Origin of the sequence: Arthrobacter sp. zg-Y844 (assembly GCF_024385465.1) — a bacterium.
Lineage (GTDB): Bacteria > Actinomycetota > Actinomycetes > Actinomycetales > Micrococcaceae > Arthrobacter_B.
Genome location: NZ_JANFLS010000001.1, coordinates 1,240,328 through 1,263,469 on the forward strand (window position 1 = coordinate 1,240,328; position 23,142 = coordinate 1,263,469).

General features: G+C 67.7%; 20 protein-coding genes and 1 riboswitch. Of the genes, 12 read left to right on the forward strand and 8 right to left on the reverse strand.

The genetic code is table 11. The annotated features are described in order from the left end of the window. Nucleotides 1-5: 5 nt before the first annotated feature. A complete protein-coding gene (locus tag NNX35_RS16160; protein WP_255867233.1) occupies nt 6-2,537 on the reverse strand; it encodes a DUF2156 domain-containing protein in 2,532 nt (843 codons plus the stop codon). A 125-nt stretch (nt 2,538-2,662) separates the two neighbouring features. Between NNX35_RS16160 and NNX35_RS05935 the strand changes: the two genes are divergently transcribed. Together NNX35_RS05935 and NNX35_RS05940 are read left to right on the forward strand one after the other, a co-directional pair. Then, complete coding sequence (locus NNX35_RS05935; protein ID WP_370646964.1) at nt 2,663-3,472, forward strand: glycerophosphodiester phosphodiesterase family protein; 810 nt, start codon at nt 2,663-2,665, stop codon at nt 3,470-3,472. A gap of 46 nt (nt 3,473-3,518) precedes the next feature. Next, nucleotides 3,519-4,628, forward strand: coding sequence for a glycerate kinase (locus NNX35_RS05940; RefSeq protein WP_255867235.1), 1,110 nt, complete (start codon nt 3,519-3,521; stop codon nt 4,626-4,628). 19 nt (nt 4,629-4,647) lie between these two features. Here the strand turns inward: NNX35_RS05940 and NNX35_RS05945 are convergent, their stop codons facing one another. Beyond that, complete coding sequence (locus NNX35_RS05945; protein WP_255765566.1) at nt 4,648-5,961, reverse strand: uracil-xanthine permease family protein; 1,314 nt, start codon at nt 5,959-5,961, stop codon at nt 4,648-4,650. A gap of 137 nt (nt 5,962-6,098) precedes the next feature. Between NNX35_RS05945 and NNX35_RS05950 the strand changes: the two genes are divergently transcribed. Both NNX35_RS05950 and NNX35_RS05955 read left to right on the forward strand, forming a co-directional pair. Beyond that, on the forward strand, nt 6,099-6,974 hold the full coding sequence (locus NNX35_RS05950; RefSeq protein WP_255765567.1) for an SDR family NAD(P)-dependent oxidoreductase: 876 nt from the start codon (nt 6,099-6,101) through the stop codon (nt 6,972-6,974). Then, the gene (locus NNX35_RS05955) at nt 6,971-8,407 is read left to right on the forward strand and encodes an aldehyde dehydrogenase family protein (protein ID WP_255765568.1); all 1,437 of its coding nucleotides are present in this window, start codon (nt 6,971-6,973) and stop codon (nt 8,405-8,407) included. Before NNX35_RS05950 ends, NNX35_RS05955 begins: the two co-directional genes overlap by 4 nt. A 77-nt stretch (nt 8,408-8,484) precedes the next feature. Here the strand turns inward: NNX35_RS05955 and pgm are convergent, their stop codons facing one another. Beyond that, nucleotides 8,485-10,116 (reverse strand): phosphoglucomutase (alpha-D-glucose-1,6-bisphosphate-dependent), encoded by a 1,632-nt coding sequence (pgm, locus tag NNX35_RS05960; RefSeq protein WP_255765569.1) that lies wholly within the window; start codon nt 10,114-10,116, stop codon nt 8,485-8,487. Between the two features lie 116 nt (nt 10,117-10,232). Between pgm and NNX35_RS05965 the strand changes: the two genes are divergently transcribed. Next, entirely contained in the window at nt 10,233-10,598 is a 366-nt protein-coding gene (locus tag NNX35_RS05965) for a hypothetical protein (protein ID WP_255765570.1), read from the forward strand. Nucleotides 10,599-10,667: 69 nt separating this feature from the next. Here NNX35_RS05965 and NNX35_RS05970 read toward each other — a convergent pair whose 3' ends face one another. Together NNX35_RS05970 and NNX35_RS05975 are read right to left on the reverse strand one after the other, a co-directional pair. Next, complete coding sequence (locus tag NNX35_RS05970) at nt 10,668-11,873, reverse strand: cobalamin-independent methionine synthase II family protein (protein WP_255765571.1); 1,206 nt, start codon at nt 11,871-11,873, stop codon at nt 10,668-10,670. 19 nt (nt 11,874-11,892) lie between these two features. Next, nucleotides 11,893-12,016: riboswitch (SAM riboswitch) on the reverse strand. 123 nt (nt 12,017-12,139) lie between these two features. Beyond that, the gene (locus NNX35_RS05975; RefSeq protein WP_370646979.1) at nt 12,140-13,543 is read right to left on the reverse strand and encodes a peptide MFS transporter; all 1,404 of its coding nucleotides are present in this window, start codon (nt 13,541-13,543) and stop codon (nt 12,140-12,142) included. A 270-nt stretch (nt 13,544-13,813) separates the two neighbouring features. On the opposite strand from NNX35_RS05975, the gene NNX35_RS05980 reads away from it, so the two are divergent. Beyond that, a complete protein-coding gene (locus NNX35_RS05980; protein ID WP_255765574.1) occupies nt 13,814-14,806 on the forward strand; it encodes an MsnO8 family LLM class oxidoreductase in 993 nt (330 codons plus the stop codon). A 1-nt stretch (nt 14,807) separates the two neighbouring features. Here NNX35_RS05980 and NNX35_RS05985 read toward each other — a convergent pair whose 3' ends face one another. Next, nucleotides 14,808-16,208, reverse strand: a complete 1,401-nt coding sequence (locus NNX35_RS05985) for an amidase (protein ID WP_255765575.1) — start codon at nt 16,206-16,208, stop codon at nt 14,808-14,810. A gap of 151 nt (nt 16,209-16,359) precedes the next feature. On the opposite strand from NNX35_RS05985, the gene NNX35_RS05990 reads away from it, so the two are divergent. Genes NNX35_RS05990 through NNX35_RS06005 form a run of 4 tightly spaced genes read left to right on the forward strand, consistent with a single transcriptional unit; the run spans nt 16,360 to nt 19,041 of the window. Further along, complete coding sequence (locus tag NNX35_RS05990; protein ID WP_227920571.1) at nt 16,360-16,686, forward strand: rhodanese-like domain-containing protein; 327 nt, start codon at nt 16,360-16,362, stop codon at nt 16,684-16,686. Next, complete coding sequence (gene pheA, locus NNX35_RS05995; RefSeq protein ID WP_255765576.1) at nt 16,683-17,663, forward strand: prephenate dehydratase; 981 nt, start codon at nt 16,683-16,685, stop codon at nt 17,661-17,663. Before NNX35_RS05990 ends, pheA begins: the two co-directional genes overlap by 4 nt. A gap of 50 nt (nt 17,664-17,713) precedes the next feature. After that, complete coding sequence (locus NNX35_RS06000) at nt 17,714-18,688, forward strand: DNA topoisomerase IB (RefSeq protein ID WP_255765577.1); 975 nt, start codon at nt 17,714-17,716, stop codon at nt 18,686-18,688. A gap of 35 nt (nt 18,689-18,723) precedes the next feature. Then, nucleotides 18,724-19,041 (forward strand): hypothetical protein, encoded by a 318-nt coding sequence (locus tag NNX35_RS06005; protein ID WP_255765578.1) that lies wholly within the window; start codon nt 18,724-18,726, stop codon nt 19,039-19,041. A gap of 46 nt (nt 19,042-19,087) precedes the next feature. On the opposite strand, the gene NNX35_RS06010 is transcribed toward NNX35_RS06005, so the two are convergent. Next, nucleotides 19,088-20,161 carry a diacylglycerol kinase family protein gene (locus NNX35_RS06010; protein WP_255765579.1) on the reverse strand — a complete coding sequence of 358 codons (1,074 nt, stop codon included), beginning with the start codon at nt 20,159-20,161 and terminating at the stop codon, nt 19,088-19,090. Between the two features lie 67 nt (nt 20,162-20,228). On the opposite strand from NNX35_RS06010, the gene serS reads away from it, so the two are divergent. Further along, nucleotides 20,229-21,503, forward strand: coding sequence for a serine--tRNA ligase (serS, locus tag NNX35_RS06015; RefSeq protein WP_255765580.1), 1,275 nt, complete (start codon nt 20,229-20,231; stop codon nt 21,501-21,503). A gap of 141 nt (nt 21,504-21,644) precedes the next feature. Next, on the forward strand, nt 21,645-22,490 hold the full coding sequence (locus NNX35_RS06020; protein ID WP_255765581.1) for an HAD family hydrolase: 846 nt from the start codon (nt 21,645-21,647) through the stop codon (nt 22,488-22,490). A 1-nt stretch (nt 22,491) separates the two neighbouring features. On the opposite strand, the gene NNX35_RS06025 is transcribed toward NNX35_RS06020, so the two are convergent. Continuing rightward, a complete protein-coding gene (locus NNX35_RS06025) occupies nt 22,492-23,127 on the reverse strand; it encodes a hypothetical protein (protein ID WP_255765582.1) in 636 nt (211 codons plus the stop codon). Nucleotides 23,128-23,142 lie beyond the last annotated feature (15 nt).

Sequence of the window (23,142 nt, forward strand, 5' to 3'; positions counted from 1 at the left end):
TGTCCTCATGCGGTACGGGTCACGATCCGGCGGGCCAGTGACAGGCCCTGCCCCAGGGACAGATCCGGAACGTAGGCCCGCGCCAGCGCGTTGGCGATGGCGGGCAGGGACGCCGGGTCCCGATAGGTCATGAACAACGGCCGGTACTCCGGGGCGAACTTGGCCTTGAAGGCCAGCAGGGAGCGGAAACCGTATACCGGCTCCAGGGTTTCCCCCAGCCGGTCCAGGAGCCGGTCCATCACGGGCGGACCGTCGGCGTCGTCCTCTGTCTCCCCGTCGGCACGCGCCAACGGCGCGCCGGAAAGGCTGAGGAAGGAAAACCCCTCGTCCTGGAGCGACAGTGCAGCGGAAGCGATGAGGAAGTCCATCCCCAGCCGGAAGCCGTTGCTGCGTCGGCGCATAAAATCCAGGGTCCAGCCCGCCACCGCTCCGTTGCGGTACACCGGAAGCCAGGACGTTACCGCGTGCACGGTGCCGTCTTCGTCGATGGCCAGCAGGCAGCGCACCTCCGGATCATCCACTTCTTCCAGTCCGCCCAGCGTGAAGCCCATCTCCGGCATGTCCTTATCCGCCACCCACTCCTCCGAAATGGCGTACACCTGGTCCTTCACGGCCAGCGGTGCCGTGGGATAGCGGGTCCACTCGGCCCGGATGCCCAGCTTGCGGGCCTGGTTCATGGCGGTGCGGATGTCCTGGAATCTCTTGCCCTTGAACGCCAGCGAGCCCAGCCGGAGGACGGTTTCCTCAGCCACCTGCAGCGAGGAAAATCCCAACCCGCTGCTGAGGTCGCGCACCTGGGTGCCCACGGAGTAGAAGCACGCGGTGGTGCCGTTCGCGGCGCAGAAAGCCGAGAATCCCTCCACGGAGCTGTGCAGCTCATCCCTCGGTCCCACAGGTTCTCCGACGCTCAGCGCCACCCCCAGATCCATCCGGTAGGCCACATAGGAATTCCCGCTGGGGGAAAACCAGTAGCTGTTGCCCGCCCAGAGCGTCATCCAGGCCATGGTGCTGCCGCCGTGGGTCCGAAGCAGCACACGGGCGCGGTCCGCATCAGCGGTCGCCGGACTGTAGGGCGGAACCAGGAAGGAGCGCAGCAGCAGCACACACACCAGAACCCAGAAGGCCACCCCTACTCCTTCGTACAGCAGGACCGCCGGCAGGCTCTCCGGCACAATGCCCGGAGCCCGGCTGGTCACTTCGAGGACCGGGAGGAAACGTCCGGGGAGATCCGCGGCGAGCAGCGCCGGCGTCGCGGCCGGCGAGAAACCGTTCCGGTTTAACAGACCGGCACCCAGGTAAAGCGCGGCGAGCAAAACCGCCGCCAGGGCGGAAGTGCCCGCTAACCGCCGGTAGGTTCCGGCAGGAGCGGTTACGGAGAAGAGCCCGCGGGCGAGGATCAGCAGCACCAGCACCGCCAGCGGAACGGCCATGGGCAGCACCAGTGCAACCGCATTTCCGGTGCCGGGAGCCAGGGTGCCCGGTTCATTCCCGGCCAAAAGCCGGCCGATCCGTACCGCGGCCAGAACTGTCATGGCGCCCTGCAGCAGCAGCGCGGCGGCCCACGCGAACCGGCGCCCGCGCCGCAGGCCGTCGGAAAAAACAGCCAGCAGCACCAGGGGCAGGATGGCCAGGAAGAACGCCGCCGGACCGGCACGCAGTTGGATCCGCGCCGCGATGCACTGCGCCGAATCCGCTGCTTCACCGCACACCTGGGCCAGCTCGGCCGGGGTCCTCACCTCCACGTCCGTAAAGAGATACTGCAGCACCGAAAGCGGTCCCACCGCCTGGCTGCTGAGTGCGCTGATAACCGGCCCGACAGCGGAAGCCAGTACAGCCAGGGCCACCAGCACCCGCGCCTCCCGGCGGCTGCTGACCAGCCTGCGCGGAATCGACGGCCGGCGGCCCGCCAGATAGGGGCCGGCCAGTGCGCCGGCCGCGGCCGCGCCCAGGACCGTCAGGGTGGAGAAGCTTCCGCCATAGAGTGCCAGCAGTATCAGCAACGCAAACAGGGGAACCCGCAGGCGGCGTCGCCACAGGGTCCCGAGCCGGGCACTGGCAGCAGCCCCCGCGGCAGCCAGGAAGGCCACCGGACCCACGAAGGACTCGGAGACGAGGGCACGGGACCAGTCGCCGATGGAGGCGCTGGTCAGGTAGGCGAAGCCGGTGGTCAGCAGCAGTCCGGCGATTTGACCGCCGAACCCGGCCAGCAGGAACCGTCCGGTTCCCAGCAGTCGCTCGGTGGGCAACCCGGCCAGCAGTGCCAACAGGGTGCCGCCGAGGTAGCCGGCCGGGCCGCCCGCCCAAAAACAGCAGAAAAGCAGGGGTGCCGGATTACCGGCCACGGTGTTCACGGAAGCGGCAGCCCAGTCCAGCCACGGCCCTTCCGGGCCGCTGCGGAGGGAGGATGTGGACGCCCCCAGGATCCAGAACAAGGCAATAAAGGTGAGGGTGGCGGGAGCGCTGCCGGCACTTCTCAGCAGGCGCCGGAGCGGCCAGCGTGCTCCGAAGCGGGACCCCACGGGACGTTTGTCAGGCACGGTACTGACCTCCACGGAACTAGCCGGCGAAAGAAACTGCTGCCGGTCGCGGTGCTGCCAGTCTAGGCGCGTGCGGCCGGGCGTGGCCCGTCCGGGCACAGTCCGGCGCTTGGTAAGGTACGAATGTGTTGGCAACTTATCCATATTTCCGGGCCCCCCGCGACCAGGCGACGGCGCCCCCGGAATCATCGCCGGCACCCATCGCGCTGGCGCACCGCGGCTTTTCCCCCGACGGCTACGAAAACACGCTCTTGGCGTTCCGCGCGGCCGCGGACCTGGGGATGAGCTACCTGGAAACGGATGTGCGCACCAGCCGCGACGGCATCCTGATGGCCTTCCACGACGAAACCGTGGACCGCATTTCCGGCGGCGTGGTGGGCAAAATCAGCCAGCTCACCCGAAAGGAACTCGACGACGTGCTGGTGGGCGGGGCGGAACGGATCCCCACCTTCGAAGAACTCCTGACCGAGTGGCCCCGGATGCGGCTCAATGTAGACGTCAAGGACGCCGCCGGGGCAGCACTGCTCGCGGCCCTGATCGAAAAACACTCCGCCCATGACCGGGTCCTGGTGGCATCCTTCTCCGACGTCCGCCGGCTTCGCGCCCTGCGCCGGTTGGGCCGGCCGGCTGCCAGCTCCGCCGGAAGCGCCCTGACCGCGGCGCTGCTTCTGCTCGGCCCGCTGGGCGCCGCCGCGTTCCTCGCCCGGCTGGGCCGTTTCCAGTGCGTCCAGGTTCCGCTGCGCTTCGGCCCCGTGCCCGTGGTCACGCCGGGTTTTGTCCGCAGCTGCCACCGCGCCGGAATCCAGGTCCACGTCTGGACCGTGAACGACGCGCCCACCATGAACCGGCTGTTGGACCTCGGCGTGGACGGCATCGTTACGGACCGTTCGGACATCCTCGTGGACGTCCTCAAAGACCGCGGGCAGTGGCGATAACGACTACTTGGACGGTCTTGTCCGTCCCTACTGGCAGGATGAGGGCATGCGTGTAGTTATTGCTCCGGACAAATTCAAAGGATCACTCAGCGCCGGGGAGGCCGCGGCAGCCATGGGTGAAGGCGTATTGGCGGTCTACCCGGATGCCGAGGTCACCGCTGTGCCGGTGGCGGACGGCGGCGAGGGCACCCTTGACGCTGCCCTGATAGCAGGGGCCGAGGCCCGCACCGCCAGGGTCCGTGGACCGCTGGGACGGGAAATCACCGCTGTCTGGGCACTCACCGGAGATACTGCCCTGATCGAAACCGCGCGGGCCAGCGGATTGACCCTGCTGGACCCCACCCCCGAGACCGCACTAGCGGCCACCAGCTATGGCAGCGGGCAGCTGATCATGGAGGCACTGGATGCAGGTGCGCGCACCATCATCCTGGGAATCGGCGGCTCCGCCATGACGGACGGAGGCTCCGGCGCCTTGACGGCCCTGGGCCTGAAGATCCTTGACGACGCCGGTGCGCCGGTGCCGCCCGGGGGAGCGGCCCTGGCGCGGGCCGTGTCCCTGGACGCCGCCGGCCTGGACCCCCGGCTGGCCGGCGTGGACTTGAAGATCGCCGCCGACGTAACCAACCCGCTGCTCGGCCCGGAAGGTACGGTGGCCGTGTTCAGCGGCCAGAAGGGTGCCGACTCCGCAGCGCAGGCGGTCCTCGAGGATGCCCTGGGTAACTGGGCCGGACTGCTGAAGTTCACGACCGGCGTCGACGTCGACATTCCCGGCGCCGGTGCGGCGGGCGGCTTCCCGTCCGGGTTCCTGGCGTTCACCGAGGCGTCGCTGAATCCCGGGTTCGAACTGCTCAGCGCGTTCACCGGGCTGGACCTGGCACTCACACGCTGCGACCTGGTGCTCACCGGCGAAGGCTCGCTGGATGAACAGTCCCGCTACGGCAAGGCGCCCCTGGAAGTGGCGGCCCGGGCCCGGGATGCCGGCATTCCCGTGGTGGCCGTGGCCGGCCGGATCACCCTGACCCCGGACCAGTTGCAGGAGTACGGAATTGTTGCGGCCGTCAGCCTGCTGGATGTGGTCCAGCGGCCGCAGGATGCCATGGAGCAGGCGGCAAAGTACGTGGCGTGGGCTACGCGCCAGGCACTGGAAGGAGCCTGATCCGGGGCCGGCCGGCGGCCTAGCCGAGCCGGCTGGGCCTGGCTCCCGCGTCCTCCTGCGGCTCGTCCGGATCCGTCCCCCGCCAGCGGGCGATCGCCTGCATGCCGTGGTAGGCAATCAGGGTGGCGCCGGTGCCGAGGGCAATGCCGCCGAATTCCAGCCCTGCCACTATCCAGGTGAAGTTCGCGATCGCAATGATCAGGCCCAGGCCGGCGGTGGAAAGGTTGATCGGGTTGGAGAAGTTGACCCGGTTGTCCACCCAGATACGCACGCCGAGGATGCCGATCATGCCGTAGAGGACGACGCCGGCACCGCCCAGCACACCGCCGGGCACCGTGGCGATCATGGCCCCGAATTTCGGGAACAGGCTGAGCAGGATGGCCACGATGCCGGCCACCCAGTACGCCGCCGTGGAGTACACGCGGGAGGCCGCCATCACGCCGATGTTCTCTGCGTAGGTGGTGGTGGCGGAACCGCCGCCGGAACCGGCCAGCATGGTGGCCAGGCCGTCGGCCATCAGTGCCCGGCCCGCGTACGGGTCAAGGTCGCGGCCGGTCATGGCGGCCACGGATTTCACGTGTCCAATGTTTTCGGCCACCAGTACCAGGACCACCGGAACAAAAAGGCCGATAACCGAGAAGTGGAAGGTGGGGGCGGTGAATTCGGGCAGCCCGATCCAGGCGGCATCGCCGATGGCCTGGAAATCCACCTCGCCCTGCAGCATGGCCGTGACGTAGCCGGCCACCACGCCAACCAGGATCGACAGCCGGCCCAGGAATCCCTTGAACAGGACCGTGGTCAGCAGGATTACCACCACGGTGACGGTGGCCGTGAGCGGCCCTCGCTCGAAGTTGTCCCGCGCCGAACCGGCCAGGTTGAGGCCGATCAGGGCCACTATGGTGCCGGTGACCACCGGCGGCATCAGGACCTGGATCCAGCGGGTGCCGGCAAGCTGCGCGGCGAGTCCGACCAGGAACAGGGCAAAGCCCGCCATGATGATGCCGCCCAGGGCTCCGCCGGGACCGTGCTGGTTGGTGGCAGCTCCGATCGGAGCAATGAAGGCAAAACTGGAGCCCAGATAGCTGGGGACCCGTCCGGCGGTGATGATCAGGAACAGGATGGTTCCGATGCCGGAGAACAGCAGGGTGGTGGCCGGCGGAAAGCCGGTCAGGAGCGGCACCAGGAAGGTGGCGCCGAACATGGCCACCACGTGCTGGGAGCCGATGCTGATGGTCCGCGGCCAGCTCAGGCGTTCCTCGGGAGCAACGTAGCTGCCCGGCCGGATGGTTTTGCCGTCTCCGTGGAGGGTCCAGTCCATACCGAATCTGCTCATGGTGGTGCCTTCCGGAGAAAGGGGGTGTCTAGGCCAAATTCTAGCCGTCCCGGCGAACCGGGATGCTACGTTGCATAGGAAGAATGCAAGGTGCAGGGCGGGACCTTGATCACAAACCGATTGGACGATGGAGCAGCATGGGCATTTCAGTTGCAGGACGCGTAGTTCTCATCACCGGCGCAGCCATGGGCATGGGCCGGCTCTACGCCGAGCGGGCCGTGCATGACGGCGCGGCAGCAGTGGTGCTGTGGGACCTCAACGCCGAGGCCCTGGAGGTCACCGCCGCGCAGCTGCGGGAACTGGGCGCGTCGGCAATCCACCCCTACGCGGTGGACGTTGCCTCCCTGCCGGACATCACGGCCACGGCCGACCAGGTCATCCGGGAGGTAGGCGTACCGGACATCCTGGTCAACAACGCCGGGATTGTGCGCGGCAAGTACTTCTGGGAACACGAGCCGGAAGCGGATATCGACGCCGTTATGCAGGTCAACACCCTCGCCCCCATGCAGGTGACCCGCGCGTTCCTGCCCGGCATGATCGAGCGGCGCACCCCGGCCCGCATCCTGAACGTAGCCTCCGCCTCCGGCACACTGTCCGTTCCGAAAATGAGTGTCTACACGGCTTCGAAATGGGCAGTCATCGGTTGGAGCGACTCGATGCGCCTGGAACTCACCGAATCCGGCAACGGCCACGTTGCAGTAACCACCCTGATCCCCAGTTACATCAAGACCGGCATGTTCGAAGGGGCCAGGGGGCCGCTGATGACTCCGCTGATGGAACCGGAATACGTGGTGGACAAGGCGTGGGAGGCGCTCCTTGCCGGCAAGGCACGGATCCAGCTGCCCTGGACGGTGGCCCTGGGCAGCGCCCTGCGCAATGTGCTGCCCCAACCGGCCTGGGACGTGGTTGCCGGCCGCGTCTTCAAGGTCTACCAGTCCATGGACCACTTCACCGGCCGGAAACCGGCGGCTCCCGCTGACGAAACGTCCCTCAAGGAAAGCACCCAGGCATGAGCGAGATGGTCTCCGCGTTCTCTGAATCCATCCGCGATTCCGCCACCGACCCCGCTGGTTCCCCCGCAGCAGTTCCCTCGGTGCTGGCCAAGGTGCGGGAAACCTATGACTCCGGCCGCACCCGGCCGCTCGCCTGGCGCCGGCAGCAGCTCGAAGGCCTGGTCCGGCTGTTCCACGAGCGGGAACAGGAGCTGGCGGACGCCCTGGCAGCGGACCTGGGCAAGAATCCGCTCGAAAGCTACGTCACCGAACTTTCCCTGGTGCGGGCGGAGGCCGAACACGCACTGAAGCATCTGGAGAACTGGGCCCGCAGCCGGCGGGTTTCCGTCCCCCTGGGCCTGCAGCCGGCGTCGGCCCGGACCGAACCACGGCCGCTGGGCGTGGTGCTGATCATCGGTCCCTGGAACTATCCCGTGCAGCTGGTCCTGGCGCCGCTGGTCGGTGCCCTCGCCGCCGGCAACGCGGCAGTCCTCAAACCCAGCGAACTGGCCCCGGCGACGTCGGCCGTGCTGGCGGAGCTGCTGCCGCGCTATGTGGACCCGGAAGCCGTCGCCGTGGTCGAGGGCGGGCAGGAAGCCAGCACCGCCCTGCTGAAGGAACGGTTCGACTCGATCTTCTTCACGGGCGGGGAGCGCGTGGGCAGGATTGTCCTGCAGGCCGCCGCCGAACACCTGACCCCGGTCACCCTGGAGCTGGGCGGGAAATCTCCGGCCGTGGTGCTGGACGGCAACTGGGCCGCCGTCGCGCGCCGCCTGGTCTTCGGGAAACTGCTTAACGCCGGCCAGACCTGCGTGGCCCCGGACTATGTCCTCGTGACGAAAGAGGCGGCACCTGCGCTGAAGAAGCACCTGGTGCGGGCGGTCGCGGAGCAGTTCGGCAAGGATCCGTCCCGGAGCAAGGACCTGGGCCGGATTGTCAACGAACAGCACTGGGAACGGCTGGTCGGGCTGCTGGACAGCGGCACGGTCCTGGCCGGCGGGCGCAGCGACCGCGGAAGCCTGTACCTGGAACCGACCATCCTCACCGACGTGGCCCCGGATTCACCCGTGATGCAGGAGGAAATCTTCGGCCCCGTCCTGCCGATCATCGAGGTCCGGGACCTGGCGGAGGCAATGAAATTCATTAATTCCCGTCCGGTTCCGCTGGCCGCCTATTTGTACAGCAACTCTGCGGCGGCACGGAAGACGTTCGAGGAGGGGGTCCGGGCCGGCAGCATCAACCACAACGCCAGCACCGTCCAGTTGGCCGTACCCGGCCTGCCCTTCGGCGGTGCAGGTGCCAGCGGCACCGGCGCGTACCACGGGAAATACACCTTCGACACGTTCAGCCAGCTGCGGCCGGTCTTCACCAAGGGCACGCTGCTGGACACCCTCCGGTTCGCGTACCCGCCCTACACGGGGCTGAAGAAGCGGCTCCTGCGCCGGCTGCTGTAACCGGCTGCAGAACGGGAAGAAGGGGTGCACCGGCAGGTGCACCCCTTCTGTTTTTTACGGCCCGTTTACGGCGGAAGCTAGGAAATCACGCCGTCCACGATGGCCTTGGCCTCGGCCTGGACCTGGTGCAGGTGTTCCTCGCCCTTGAAGGACTCGGCGTAGATCTTGTAGACGTCTTCCGTGCCCGAGGGGCGCGCGGCGAACCACGCGTTTTCCGTGGTCACCTTCAGGCCGCCGATGGGCGCGCCGTTGCCAGGTGCCTCGGTCAGGCGCGCGGTGATTTCCTCACCGGCCAGGGTGGTGGCGGTAACGTCCGACGGCGAGAGCTTGGCCAGCGCGGCCTTCTGCTCGCGGGTGGCGGGTGCGTCCACGCGCGCATATTCGGGATCGCCGAACTGGTTGGTCAGTTCGCGGTACCGCTGGGACGGGGTCTTGCCGGTGACGGCCGTCATTTCCGAGGCCAGCAGGGCCAGCAGGATGCCGTCCTTGTCAGTGCTCCAGGGGCTTCCGTCGAGCCGGAGGAAGGACGCACCGGCGGATTCCTCGCCGCCGAACGCGGTTTCGCCGGAGAGCAGGCCCGGCACGAACCACTTGAAGCCCACCGGTACCTCCATGAGGACCCGCCCCAGGTCTGCGGTAACGCGGTCGATCATGGAGGAGGAGACCAGGGTCTTGCCCACCATGGCGTCTGCGCTCCAGCCGGAGCGGTTGCGGTACAGGTAGTCAATCGCGGTTGCCAGGAAGTGGTTCGGGTTCATCAGTCCCGCATCCGGGGTGACAATGCCGTGCCGGTCGGCGTCGGCGTCGTTGCCCGTGGCAATGTCGTAATCCCCGGCCCGGGAAATCAGCGACGCCATGGCGAACGGCGAGGAGCAGTCCATGCGGATCTTCTCGTCCCAGTCCAGGGTCATGAAGGCCCACTGCGGGTCCACGTTGGGATTGACCACGGTGAGGTTCAGTGAGTGCCGTTCCGCGATGGCGCCCCAGTAGTCCACCGAGGCGCCGCCGAGGGGATCGGCGCCGATGTGGAGGCCGGCGCTCCGGATGGCATCCAGGTTCAGCACCGCGGGCAGGTCTTCCACGTAATGCGCCAGGAAGTCATAGGTGCCCACCGAATCGGCCAGGCGTGCTTCGCCCAGCGGGATGCGCCGGACCCCGTCCAGGCCGTTCTCCAGCAGCTGGTTGGCGCGGTCGGCAATCCAGTTGGTGATGTCCGATCCGGCGGGTCCGCCCGTGGGCGGGTTGTACTTGAAGCCGCCGTCCGCCGGAGGATTGTGCGACGGGGTGACCACAATGCCGTCAGCCTGGTCCGTGCGCGTGGAATTGTGCACCAGGATGGCATGGCTCACGGCCGGGGTGGGGGTGAATCCGTTGCGTGCGTCGATCTGCACATTGACGCCGTTGGCGGCCAGCACTTCCAAGGCGGTGTTCTGCGCCGGTTCGGACAGGGCATGCGTGTCCTTGCCCATGAACAGCGGCCCGGTGATGCCCGCCGAGGTGCGGTATTCCACGATGGCCTGGGTGATGGCCGCGATGTGCTGCTCATTGAAGGCGCCGTTGAGGGAGGAACCGCGGTGCCCGGAGGTGCCGAAGGCCACGCGCTGGGCAACGTTGGACGGATCCGGTACGACGTCGTAATAGGCGTCCAAGAGTGCGGTGAGATCTACAAGGTCGGAAGGTTCGGCGCGTTGGCCGGCACGATTAGACATACCCCTAAGCATGCCAAAGAAACGCAGTCGGCGGCAGACACGCCGTGCACGTAGAAACGCAGGGGCACCCGTATGCTTCTAGCCGAAGCCGCGGGTGCGGCGGGGGAAGGAAGCTGATGGCCACGTCGAGTAGTTCCGTGCCGCCGCAGGGCGCACTGCCGCACGGCGGCCTGCGCCGCGGCGCCCGGGCCATGATGGTTTTCTTCAACGTGCTCTACCTGTGCGCCGCACCGGTGTTCTGGTTTTTCTGGACGCAGCGCTCGGCGTTCGCACTGCCGGCCTGGGCGGAAACCGCCGCGGGTTTTGCCAGCGGACCGATGCCGGCGTTGGCCTTCGCGGCCGCCTGGGCCGCGGCGGGGATCCTCTTCGGGCGGGACCGGCGGCAGGCCGGAGCGGAGGCGTTCAATTCCGTCTGTGCACTGGGTGCCCTGGCGGCAGCAAGCGGCATGCTGGCGCTGGTCAGCGCCGGACTGGACGGCTAAGGCCCCGGGCACGGGTGAGGCGGGACGCCGGTCCCGCCCGCCGCACCCTCACGCAGGTCGGTGGCCCGCCTACCAGAGCCGGGCGCTGGCCAGCCGGGCACCTTCTCCGAGCGTCTCCAGCTTGGCCGCCGCGATCTGCGGATGCACCCGGCCGCCCAGCCCGCAGTCGGTGGACGCAATGACGTTCTCGCGCCCCACCAGCCGGGCGAACCGTTCAATCCGGTCCGCCACCAGTTCCGGATGTTCCACCACGTTGGTGGCATGGGAGACCACGCCGGGAATGAGGACCTTCCCCTCCGGCAGCTTGGTATCCTCCCAGACCCGCCATTCGTGCTCATGCCGGACGTTGCCTGCCTCGAAGCTGTAGCCGCCGGCGTTAATCTGCAGCAGGGTGTCCACCAGGTGGCGGAACTCGATGTCCGTAGTGTGCGGCCCGTGCCAGGAACCCCAGCACAGGTGGAATCGGACCTGTTCCTCGGGCAGGCCGCGCAGGGCATAGTTCAGGGCCTCGACGCGGATCTGCGTGAACTTGAGGTAGTCGGCCACCGAAGGCTCGGGGTTGATCTGGTCCCAGTTCTCGGCAATGGACGGATCATCGATCTGGACGATCAGCCCGGCGTCCACGATGGCAAGGTATTCCTCCCGCATGGCATCCGCGCAGGCGTAGATGAACTCCTCCTCCGTCGCGTAGTACTCGTTGGCAATCCGCGAACAGGAGCCGGGGGAGAGTGAGGCGAGGAAACCCTCGGACAAACCTGCCTCGGCCAGACCGGACTTGAGGTTGGCAATGTCGCCGGCCACGGCGTCGTACCCCGTGTATTCCACGGGACCCGTGACCTTGGGAAAGACCTTCTGCGCCCCGGTGGTGATGCCGGAGGTTGGGTCGGTGTAGGCATCGGCGAAGCGCTGCCGGTCGCGGCGGTCCCCGAAACTGGTGAGGACAACGTTTCCGGGCTCGGAGCGGTGCGGTTCCATGTTCCAGATCCCCGTCTCGGCAACGCTCAGGCCGCCAAGCCGGGCAAACGAGTAGGACCACCAGGCCCCGTAGTCGACGTCCGCGGACATCGCATGCCCGTATTCGCCGTCGTTGGGGATATCGATACCCGCCTGGCGCTGGCGGCGCACGAGGTCGGCGACGGCGGCCTGCAGCAGTTCGGCGTAGCCTTCCGTATCCGCGGGGTCGGTTTCCCGGGCCGCGTTCGCGGCAATCAGTTCAGGGGTCCGGGGGAGCGAACCGGCGTGCGTGGTCAAAATACGGTCAGTGCTTTTGCGCATGGCAGTGATCCTTAAGGAATCGGTGCTCTTGCCCGCACCGGATGCCCAAGGGGCGGTGCAGGCCGCTTCGTCATCCGAACCACCCGTGAAGCATGGGGTTGGTGCACGGCCAAGTCGGAGCTTGGCGGCCGTGTCTCCTGAAGCTGGGACCCATCCTAACCACGCCGCAGGGATGCAGCCAAGCATGTGACGGGACGGCAAAAAGGACGGCGGCACCGGAAAGTTCCGGTGCCGCCGTCCTTAGTGAAACGCTTGGTGCCTGCCTGCTAGCGCACGCCGCCCATGAGCTTCTTGATCGACGGTGTCGCGACAGCCAGGGCGATGCCCAGGATGATTGCGGTGACGCCGCTGAAGGTGAAGTAGCTGACCTCAGTTGCGGGATCGTAGAACTGTGCCAGCCAGCCTGCCAGGGTGGTGCCCAGGGAGACGGACAGGAAGAACAGGGCCACCATCTGGGTCCGGAAGATTTCCGGAGCCAGCTTGGTTGCCACGGACAGGCCAATCGGGGAGATGAACAGCTCCGCGAACGTGAACAGGAGCAGGATGCCGACGATCGCCAGCAGCGGGGTGCTGTTGGCGCCGCCGCCGGAGAACGGAATGAAGGCCAGGAACGCCAGGCCCATCACTGCCAGGCCCAGGGCGAACTTCAGCGGTGAGGACGGCTGGCGGTCGCCCAGCTTGGTCCAGACGGCGGCAAACACTGCAGCGAAGATGATGATGAAGATCGGGTTGATCGACTGGACCCAGCTCGGCGGCATTTCCCACCCGAAGATGTGCCGGTCCAGGGAGGTGTCGGCGTACAGGGCCACCACGGTGAACTGCTGCTGGAACAGCGCCCAGAAAGCGGCACTGGCGATGAACAGCGGCATGAAGGAGTAAACACGCCGGCGTTCTAGCCTGTCCACCTTCGGACTGCGCAGGATGATGATGAAGTACGCGATGGAGGCCAGGATGGCGACCGTGGCCATGACCACTGCCAGGTTCTCCGCCTTGAGCAGGCCGAAGGCGGCGGCCAGGGCGACGATGACCACGACTGCGGCAACGACGATGCCCATGGGGAGGTACTTCTTGCGCGGCAGCGGGTTGGTGACCTCGTGGGCTGCCTTGGGCAGGTACTTGCGGGTCATGCCGTACTGGACCAGGCCGATGGCCATGCCGATAGCGGCCAGGCCGAAGCCGTAGTGGAAGCCAAGGCGGACCTGGAGGAGGCCGGTCAGGAGCGGGCCGACGAGGGCGCCGAGGTTGATGCCCATGTAGAAGAGGGAGAAACCGGCGTCGCGTCGTTCGTCCTTCTCCTCGTACAGGGTGCCCACCAGGGAGGTCGCGTTGGCCTTGACGCCGCCGGAACCCAGGGCAATCAGGATCAGGCCGGCGGCCAGTCCCACGGAACCGGGGAGCACAGCCAGGGAAATGTGGCCGAGGACCACGATCGCGGCGGAGTAGAACAGCACCCGCTCCGAGCCGAACACGCGGTCGGCGAGCCAGGCACCGACGATGGTGGAAAGGTACACGCCACCGCCGTAGGCGCCGACCAGGGAGACGGCAATGGCTTCGTCGATGCCGAGGCCGCCGTCGGTGGTGCTGTAGTACATGTAGTACAGCAGGATGCCCTGCATGCCGTAGAAGGAGAATCGCTCCCACAGCTCAACGCTGAAGAGGTTGGCCAACATCCGGGGATGGCCGAAGAAGGTTTTACGCGCTTCTTGTACGCCTGAGGTACTGGGGGTATGGCTCACGAGGTTAATATTCCCACTCCCTCCCGGGGGTCAAGCAGGCCGAACTGAAAGAATCCGCCGGAGACTAGGCAGCTTTCCCGGTGAGCTATGTCGAAGGTCACATGAAAAAAGGATGATTTTGCCAGCGTTACATGCATACCTGCCTGCATGACGCGCGGATTTGCACGTCTGCGACGGAATTCCCTAAGCAGGCAGGGGGTTGGCATGGGTATGCCAAGCCTCAGCGTTCCCGTCTCGATCCTTGACCGTGCCAACTCCCGCGAAGGGTTTCCCGAGCCGGAGGCGTTTAATGCAGTGCTTGAACGCGCCGAATCGGCAGACCGGCTGGGCTACAGGCGCTTTTGGGTTGCCGAGCACCATGCCGTGGCCGGAATTGCCGGCTCGGCACCCGCCGTCCTGATGGCCGCCCTGGCGGCACGCACCAACAGCATCCGGATCGGCTCCGGCGGCGTGATGCTGCCGAACCACCAGCCGCTGGTCGTGGCCGAGCAGGCGGCGACGCTGCAGGCCCTGTATCCCGGCCGGATTGATCTTGGCCTGGGCCGTTCCCTCGGTTTCACTCCGGCGGTGCGGAAGGCACTGCGGGCAGGACCGGCCGAGGCGGAGGAATTCGAAGGGCAGTTGGCGGAACTGCTCGCTTATCTCGACGGCACCGCGCCGATCACCGCCCGCCCGCAGGACCGCGGCCGGACCCCGGTGTTTGTGCTTGCCACCGGAGCGGGAGTGGACATAGCAGCACGCGCCGGCCTCGGCGTCGTCCTGGGCGGCCCGGCGCTGTTCCGGCAGAACAGTGCCGGGCAGACAGGTGCACTGGAGCGGTACCGCTCCTCCTTCCGCCCCTCGGACCGTTTTCCCCGGCCCTACGTGCTGGCGGCAGTCAACATCGCCGCGGCCGGGAGTGAAGAAGAGGCACGGGAACTGCTGCTGCCCGAGGCACATGCCCTGGCCGATTCCCGGACCAAGGGGGTGTTCCCCGCCCTGTCGGCAGCTCACCGCGCCGCCGAACTGTCCGGACGGCAGCAGGACCTGGTCCGCGCCACCCTCGAGACCTCTGTCTACGGGACACCGGAACAGGTGCACGGCAGGCTCGAGGACCTGGTGGCTTCCTCCGGTGCGGACGAGCTGCTCGTTACCGGCGGCGCCTTCGATGTCGAGGGACAGCGGGAATCAGACCGGCTGCTGGCAGGGCTCTTCTAGGTCAATAGCCCAGTTGGGCCGCCACGGCCAGCAGATCCGCTTCCGCACCGGGCCGCCCGATCAGCTGGATCCCCATGGGCAGTCCGTCCGCGGTATCCAGCACCGGCAGGGTAATCGCGGGAAGCCCGCAGACATTCACCATGGAGGTGAAGGGGGAGTACCGGCATTGCCTCGCGTAATCCTCGTCCGCCCGGTCACCGGCGCCGGCGTCGCCGCTGGCGTACCAGCCGAGGGGCCGCGGCGGCATTGCCAGGGTAGGCGTCAGGATCATGTCGTAGGCGCTGTACTGCCGGATGGTCTCGGCCTCGAAGGCGCGGAGGACCTCGACGGCGGACACCAGGTCCGCGGCACTGCGCTGAAGGGCGCGCTGACGCATGACGGCGGCCAGGTCGGTCAGCCGTTCTTCCCCGCCCGGTGCCAGGACGGCGGTGGCCAGCCCGGCCGTCCACACCACCTGGAACGCGTCCGGATACCGTTCGTCATAAACCAGGTCCGTGTCCAGCAGGTCGTGGCCGGCGCCGGTCAGGGCCGCGATACCGGCGTCGAGCGCCTGTACCGCCTCGGGATCAAGCCGGATCTCCAATCCGGATTCGAAGGGTGAACGGGTGCTGATCCCGATCCGGAACCTGCCCTCGGCCCGCAGTGCGGCCTCGAGGAAGGTTCCGGCGGCGGGGGCCGCGCTGGTGGCGCGGTAATTGGGTTCGTCGACCATCGCATCCAGCAGCAGTGCCGCATCCGCTGCATTCCGGGCCAGCGGGCCGGCCACCACGAACTGCCCCAGGTCCTGCTGCCCTGAGCCGGCCGGGATCCGCCCGCGGTTGGGCTTCAGGCCCACCAGTCCGGTGGCCGCCGCAGGGATGCGTACCGAGCCGCCGCCGTCGGTGCCCGGCGCAAAGGGAATCAATCCGGCGGCGACTGCGGCTGCGCTGCCGCCGGAGGATCCTCCGGGGCTGAGCCGCTGGTCGCGCGGGTTCCGCGCCGGCGGACCCACCCGGTTTTCGCTGTAGCTGCTGAGCCCGAATTCGGGGACCTGGGTCTTGCCGAGGCTGATCGCCCCGGCCCGGCGAAGGACGGCCGGCAGGGCCGCGTCCTCCCGGGCTGTCCACGGGTCCAGGGCCGTGCTGCCCATGGTGGTGCGCACGCCGGCCACATCGGTGAGGTCCTTGTGCGCCAGCGGCATTCCGTGCAGCAGGCCCAGTTCGCCGCCCCGGGCACGGTGTGCGTCCGCGGCCCGCGCCTCGGCGACGGCGAGTTCCGGCGTCGGCGTGAGGAAGGCACCCAATGCCGGGTTGAGCTCTTCGATGCGCCGCAGGTAGTGGTCCGTGGCTTCCTCCGCGCCGAGCCCGCCGGAGGCCAGGGCATCCCGGAGTTCGACGGCGGTCATCTCGTGGGGAGCGGGCATTGCGAGCCTTTCGGTGCGGGCGGCGTCCGGGCGTTTATTCTCTCGGACCGCGTCCCACTATAGGCTGGACAAAACGGCACCGTACGGCGGGCCCGGGCGTGCCCGGAACCGTGGTGCGGGGCGACATTTCCGTTCGACAGTGAGGGCAGCAATGAGTGAGATGCAGAGCGTAACCGTAGACACCATTCCCGAGGGCGCGAAGATCCTCGACGTACGGGAAGACTACGAGTGGGAGGCCGGCCACGTTGACGGCGCCCTCCACATCCCGCTCGACCGGCTGCCCGAGGCCCTGGACGATCTGGACCCGGACCAGGACCTTGCCGTCATCTGCCGCACCGGCGGCCGCAGTGCCCGGGCCACCCAGTGGCTGGAAGCCAACGGCTACTCCGCCGTCAACGTCAACGGCGGGATGGGTGCCTGGCTCGAGGCGGGGAAGCCCATGGTTTCCGACAACGGGCAGGAACCGACCGTTAAATGACGCATGCCGCCGACACCCAGACCGCCCCGCATCACCGCGGTCCGCTGGGGGAAACCGTGGTTTATGCCTACCTCGGTCCGGAGGGCACCTTTACGGAGGCTGCACTGCTGACCATTCCGGGCGCCCGGGACGCCATCCGCATTCCGGCGCCCAGCGTGAATTCCGCACTGGAAATGGTCCGCTCCGGGCAGGCCACCGCTGCAGTCGTGCCGATTGAAAACTCGGTGGAGGGCGGTGTCAGTGCCACCCTCGATGCGCTGTCCGCCGGTGCCTCGCTGCGGATCCTGAGGGAAATCCTGGTCCCCATCACCTTTGTCCTGGCGGTGCGGCCGGGGGTGGCCCTGGCGGACATCCGCACGGTTTCCACGCACACCCATGCCTGGGCGCAGTGCCGGGAATGGGCTGCGGGAAATATTCCCGCAGCGGAATACTTGCCCGCTTCCTCAACGGCAGCGGCAGCAGTAGGACTGAGCGAAGCCGATCCGTCCTTCGACGCGGCGATCTGCGCACCGCTGGTGGCGCAGCGGCTGGGGCTGGAAGTTCTGGCGGCGGACATCGGCGATGTCCGCGATGCCGTCACCCGATTCGTGATGATCAGCCAGCCCGGCCTGCTCCCCGAACCAACCGGCTCCGACAAGACCACCCTCGTAGTTCCCCTGCCGGAGGACCACCCGGGTGCCCTGATGGAAATCCTCGAGCAGTTCTCCACCCGCGGGGTGAACCTGAGCCGGATCGAGTCCCGTCCCACGGGTATGTTCCTCGGTGACTATTTCTTCAGCATCGACGCCGACGGCCACGTCGCGGATGCCCGGATGGCGGATGCATTGAAGGGCCTGCACCGGATCAGCCCGGAACTGCGTTTCCTGGGCTCCTATCCGCGGGCGGACCACCGCGAGTCGGAAATACCCCGGCACACCAGCGACGAGGCGTTCCGGGCCGCTGACATTTGGTTCGAGTCCCTGCTGAACGGATACTAGGGCTGGAAGCTGCGGCCGAACCGTTCCGCGGCGGGTGAAAGGGACGCACCATGGGCCGACTGCGGCGAAGCAACTGCGAACATCCCGGCTACTCCCGCCGGCGCTGGGGCAAGGGATTCAGTTACCGGGATGTCCGCGGAAACGTCATCACCGACCGCACGGTCGTGGCGCGGATCCGCTCGCTGGCCATTCCGCCGGCCTGGACGGATGTCTGGATCAGCCCGTACGCCAACGGCCACATCCAGGCGACGGGAACCGACGCCGCCGGACGTAAGCAGTACATGTACCACCCGCAGTGGCGTGAAATGAAGGACCGGGAAAAATTCGACCGCGCCCTCGCGTTCGCCCAGTCCCTTCCGGCGGCCCGCCGCCTGATCACCAAGCACCTGCGCGCCGAAGGCTGCGGCTCGGAACGCGCCCTGGCCGCAGCCCTGCGGATTGTCGACGCCGGCGCGCTGCGCGTGGGCGGCACCCGGTACGCGGACGCCAACGGGTCCTACGGCACCACCACCCTGCGGATCGAGCACGTGCGGCTGGACGGAACCGAAGTGCGTTTCGACTTCCCCGGCAAGAGCGGCCAGGAGTGGCACACCTCCATCAAGGACGCCGACCTCGCGGCGGCCCTCGAACCGATGCTCCGCCGCCCGGACGCGGACACGGCCCTGGCCTACCTCGGCGCGGACGGCGCCTGGCACAGCGTCGATGCCGCCCAGCTCAATGCCTTCCTGAGGGAGGTCACGGGCGGAGAATTCAGCGCCAAGGACTTCCGCACCTGGCAGGCCACGGTGGTGGCGGCCATGTCCCTGGCCCGGATGGCGCCGGCAGCCGCTACCAACCGGGCGAAGCGGAAGGCCGTGGCAGCAACTGCACGCGACGTGGCGGAGCACCTGGGCAACACCCCGGCAATCGCCCGCAAGTCCTACATTGATCCCCGGGTGGTGGACCGTTTCTTCGACGGCCAGGTCATCCCCGTGACGGGGTTCTCCGCCTCGGAGACCGCAACCCGGAACATGCTCGAGAATTAACCGGGTTTCCGCCGGGACCGGCAATAAGTATGCTGATGGAAGGCGCGCGCAGTATTGGCGCACTGGTCAACCACCCCAAGAAGGAAGGTGCCGGCATGAGCGAGTACCCGAACGAACAAGAGCAGCTCAAGGACCCGAAGCCCAGCGGTGTTTCCACCAATGACGATAACTACCGCGGCGATGTCGGCGACCAGGGCAACGACATCCGCTTTGCCGAGGAAGAGGCACTGATCCGCGAGCAGTCCTCCCCCAGCGAGGACGAAGGCGAGTACACCGACAAAGACGGTGCCAGGACGGACAAGGGCCGCGAAGGCGGTTACACCGACTCCGAGGGCACCCAGGACGGCAAGTAACGCCTTCCCCCGAAACGGCGCTGCACCCACCGGTGCGGCGCCGTTTTTATGCCTCCGGCGGCAGGACGGGCGAGGGCGGCACCCGGACCAGCAGGGCGCCGGCATCCACCTCCACCGCGATGGTGGTGGCCGGACCGGTCAGGTCGCCGTCGAGCTGGGTCTGCGTGGGTTCCGCGACGGTCACCGTGACTTTCCGGACCCGGTGGTGGCGGATCACCGGCAGGTCCTTGGGGTAGCGCGTCATCACTTTGCCTGCCACCCAGGCCCAGCCCAGGACGCTGCGCGGGCTGATGATGACGACGTCCAGCAGTCCGTCATCCACCACGGCGTCGGGAATGAAATCGATGCCGGCGGGCAGGCGTCCGGTATTGGCCACCAGCACGCTGTGCACGTTCTGTGACTGCGCCGGACCGTCGTCCAGGCTGACGGTCATCCGCGTGCGCCTCCCCGGCAGCAGCCGGACGCCGGCTTCGCTGTAGGCCAGCCAGCCCACCCGCTTCTTGAGTTCATCCCGGGTAGCGGCGATCACCTGGGCATCCAGGCCGATCCCGCCCATCACCAGGAACGCGTTGTGGGAACGCCCGCCGGTGGAGGCATCTTCGAGCACAATGTCCGCCATGTCGATCCGCCGCACGTCCCCGTGCAGGGCGTTACGGATGTTTCCCGCCAGGTCCGCCACCGAGATATCCAGGTTCCGTGCCAGCAGGTTGCCGGTGCCCAGCGGGATCAGGCCCAACGCTGCACCGGAATGCGCCACCGCGCGGGAGACTTCGCGGATGGTGCCGTCGCCGCCCGCGGCGAGGACGACGTCGGCCCCGGACTCCAGCGCCTGCAGCGCCTGGAGATAGCCCGGGCTGTCCACGGTGGTTTCCAGGATCAGCGGCGGATCCCAGCCCGCCAGCTCGCAGGAAGCCCTCAGCAGCTTCTCGGCGTCTGCAGCAAGCGCCTTGATCGGGTTGACGACCATCGCCACCCGCTGGTGGGCCGCTCCGCGCGGGGCGAACACCGCCGCGTCCGCTGCCGCCTGCCTCCTGCTTCGGGTGCCGGCAATGGCCCAGGTTGCGGCGGAGGCCAACAGGGCGGCGATGAGGACAAGGAGGAGGGTAATTTCAACGGGCATGATGCCTCCCAGAATAGCCGCCGCCCCGCAAAGCCAAGGCCGGGCGGGTTTTGGGTACTCTTGAGACGTGATCGATGTAAATGAGCTCCGCGAAAACCCCGAAAAATTCCGAGCCTCGCAGCGCGCCCGGCTGGCCGACGAGAGCCTTGTGGACGCGATCATTTCCGCTGACGCTTCCCGCCGCGACGCCCGGACCCGCTACGAGACCCTGCGTGCCGAGCAGAACGCCTTCGGCAAGCGCGTCGCCGCCGCGAAGGGCGAAGAGAAGCAGGCCCTCTTGGCCGAGGTGAAGGAACTGGCTGCCGCGGTGAAGGCCGCCGGCGCCGAAGCCGACGCCATCCAGGCGGAGTCCGATGCGCTGCTGCGCCGGATCCCCAACCTGGTGTCCGACGGCGTTCCCACCGGAGGCGAGGACGATTTCGAGGTCCTCAAGACCGTCGGCAACCCCCGCGACTTTGAGGCCGAGGGCTTCAAGCCCCGCGACCACCTGGAAATCGGCGAGCTGCTCGGCGCCATCGACATGGAACGCGGCGCCAAGGTCTCCGGCTCCCGTTTCTACTTCCTGCGCGGCGTCGGTGCCCGCCTGGAACTGGCACTGCTGAACATGGCCATGGACCAGGCGGTGAAGGCCGGATTCGTCCCGATGATCACCCCCACCCTGGTCCGCCCCGAGACGATGCAGGGCACCGGTTTCGACGTGGCGCACGACGCCGAGATCTACCGCCTGGCCGAAGACGACCTGTACCTGGTGGGCACGTCAGAGGTGCCGCTGGCCGGCTACCACGCCGACGAAATCCTTGAGCTGGACGGCGGACCGGTCCGCTACGCCGGCTGGTCCTCCTGCTACCGCCGCGAAGCCGGTTCGCACGGCAAGGACACCCGCGGCATCATCCGCGTCCACCAGTTCAACAAGGTGGAAATGTTTGTCTACACCCGGCCGGAGGACGCGGCGGAAGAGCACCGCCGGCTGCTGGCGTGGGAAGAGGAAATGCTGGCCAAGGTCGAACTGCCCTACCGGGTCATCGACACGGCGGCCGGCGATCTGGGCATGTCGGCGGCGCGGAAGTTCGACTGCGAGGCCTGGGTTCCCACCCAGAATGCCTACCGCGAGCTGACGTCCACCTCCAACTGCACCACCTTCCAGGCCCGGCGCCTGAACATCCGCGAACGCCAGGCCGAGGGCAAGGGCACCCGCGCGGTCGCCACCCTGAACGGAACGCTGGCCACCACCCGATGGATCGTCGCCATCCTGGAACACCACCAGAACCCGGACGGCTCGGTTAATGTCCCGGCTGCGCTTCAGCCGTACCTGGGCGGCCTGGAAGTCCTTCCGGTCCTCTAGCTCCTTCCCAAGCCGGCGGGACCGATGGGCACTGCCCTTCGGTCCCGCCGTCTTTTGCCCAGGCACGCAACCGCCGTCCGGCGGTACGTCCTGTGTCGGCTGTCCTAGCCGCCTTCCTTACCCATCTGCTTAGATAAAACGATGACAACTTTGAGTACCGCTGGCATCGAAGACCAGCGAACCCCTGACAAGCGGCACCTGGTGGCCCTCGACGTAGACGGAACCCTCGTGGACCACGACGGGCACATGTCCCCGGGCGTGCGCGGGGCCGCACGAAAGGCCCTGGCGGCAGGGCACCACCTGGTGGTGGCCACCGGCAGGTCTTACGGGGCCGCGTTGCCCATCCTCGAACTCCTGGGCCTGACCCGGGGATACTGCGTGTGCTCCAACGGTGCCGTGACCCTGCGCCTGGACCCCTCCCTCGAAGACGGCTACGAAGTAATGGACCGTGTGGTCTTCGACCCGAAACCGGCACTGGCCGCGCTGCGGGCGAAGCTTCCAACTGCAAAGTTCGCCCTGGAGGACGCTGAAGGGCGCTTCCTGTCCACCGAGCGATTCCAGGACGCCAGCTTCGGCGCCGAAGCCCTCGCCGTGGACTTCGAATCGATGCTGGAGGCACAGGCCGTACGCGTGGTGGTCTTCAGCACCGACAGCACCGCGGAGGAATTCGGCGAAGCGGTGGAGGCGATCGGCCTGCACGGCGTGACGTACTCGGTGGGCTGGACTGCCTGGCTGGATATCGCCGCGTCCGGTGTCACCAAGGCCAGCGCGCTGGAACTGGTCCGCCGCCGGCTGGAGGTCGATCCGACGCTGACCATTGCCCTGGGCGACGGCCGCAACGACATTGAGATGCTGGACTGGGCCGCCCGCGGAGTGGCCATGGGGCAGGCGCCGGACGAGGTCCTGGCAGCAGCCTCCGAGGTCACCGGCACGGTCTACGAGGACGGTGCGGCGAGCGTGCTGTCCAGCGTGCTGGACGAGTCCTAGCTCACGCCCGGTAGGGGAGCGCGGCCGGCGGAAGCGACGCCGGGCCGTAGACCAGTCCCAGCAGCCGCGCGGCGGCCGGACGGGTGGCCCATTCTTCACTCCAGTGGGACCGGACCACCGCCTTGCTCACGGCCTGCGCGGTGATCCCCAGCTCCTGGGCTACGAATTTCTGCTGCCCGCGCGCTCCCGGGGTCATGAGGTCCAGCACCTTCCACTCGGCCTCGGACCGGGCGGCCACAATCAGGCCCAGCAGGCGCAGCACGGCTTCCGCCTCCGCCGCCAGCTCCGCATCCGGCCCCTCCACCGCCAGCGGCACACGGTCGCCGGCGCGCTGGGCACGCTCCACGGCACGCCGCGAGTAGACCAGTCCGAAGCCCCGTGCGTCCATCAGATCCTCGGGCAGGGGAACCTGGAGCTCGCCGACACCCACCCCTACATGCCAGCGGCGCTGCCGGACCGCTGTCAGCGCGGCTTCCACCGCGGTGGCTGCATCCGTCAGCACCCCCTGGGCTTCGTCGCCGACGGTGCGCTGGAAGGGAACGGCAGCAGGCAGATGCCGAAGGGAGCGGATCAGGCCCGGAACCAGGTCCCCGACCTCGCGGGAGTCCCGCTGGTTGATGGTCAGCACAAAATGCATGGCATCAGCATGTCA

Bases quoted from the DNA above. Each gene is read 5' to 3' on its own strand.
- NNX35_RS05940 (WP_255867235.1), top strand. From the start codon at position 3,519: ATGCGTGTAGTTATTGCTCCGGACAAATTCAAAGGATCACTCAGCGCC.
- NNX35_RS05945 (WP_255765566.1), bottom strand. From the start codon at position 5,961: ATGAGCAGATTCGGTATGGACTGGACCCTCCACGGAGACGGCAAAACC.
- NNX35_RS05950 (WP_255765567.1), top strand. From the start codon at position 6,099: ATGGGCATTTCAGTTGCAGGACGCGTAGTTCTCATCACCGGCGCAGCC.
- NNX35_RS05955 (WP_255765568.1), top strand. From the start codon at position 6,971: ATGAGCGAGATGGTCTCCGCGTTCTCTGAATCCATCCGCGATTCCGCC.
- pgm (WP_255765569.1), bottom strand. From the start codon at position 10,116: ATGTCTAATCGTGCCGGCCAACGCGCCGAACCTTCCGACCTTGTAGAT.
- NNX35_RS05965 (WP_255765570.1), top strand. From the start codon at position 10,233: ATGGCCACGTCGAGTAGTTCCGTGCCGCCGCAGGGCGCACTGCCGCAC.
- NNX35_RS05970 (WP_255765571.1), bottom strand. From the start codon at position 11,873: ATGCGCAAAAGCACTGACCGTATTTTGACCACGCACGCCGGTTCGCTC.
- NNX35_RS05975 (WP_370646979.1), bottom strand. From the start codon at position 13,543: ATGTTGGCCAACCTCTTCAGCGTTGAGCTGTGGGAGCGATTCTCCTTC.
- NNX35_RS05980 (WP_255765574.1), top strand. From the start codon at position 13,814: ATGGGTATGCCAAGCCTCAGCGTTCCCGTCTCGATCCTTGACCGTGCC.
- NNX35_RS05985 (WP_255765575.1), bottom strand. From the start codon at position 16,208: ATGCCCGCTCCCCACGAGATGACCGCCGTCGAACTCCGGGATGCCCTG.
- NNX35_RS05990 (WP_227920571.1), top strand. From the start codon at position 16,360: ATGAGTGAGATGCAGAGCGTAACCGTAGACACCATTCCCGAGGGCGCG.
- pheA (WP_255765576.1), top strand. From the start codon at position 16,683: ATGACGCATGCCGCCGACACCCAGACCGCCCCGCATCACCGCGGTCCG.
- NNX35_RS06000 (WP_255765577.1), top strand. From the start codon at position 17,714: ATGGGCCGACTGCGGCGAAGCAACTGCGAACATCCCGGCTACTCCCGC.
- NNX35_RS06005 (WP_255765578.1), top strand. From the start codon at position 18,724: ATGGAAGGCGCGCGCAGTATTGGCGCACTGGTCAACCACCCCAAGAAG.
- NNX35_RS06010 (WP_255765579.1), bottom strand. From the start codon at position 20,161: ATGCCCGTTGAAATTACCCTCCTCCTTGTCCTCATCGCCGCCCTGTTG.
- NNX35_RS06020 (WP_255765581.1), top strand. From the start codon at position 21,645: ATGACAACTTTGAGTACCGCTGGCATCGAAGACCAGCGAACCCCTGAC.
- NNX35_RS06025 (WP_255765582.1), bottom strand. From the start codon at position 23,127: ATGCATTTTGTGCTGACCATCAACCAGCGGGACTCCCGCGAGGTCGGG.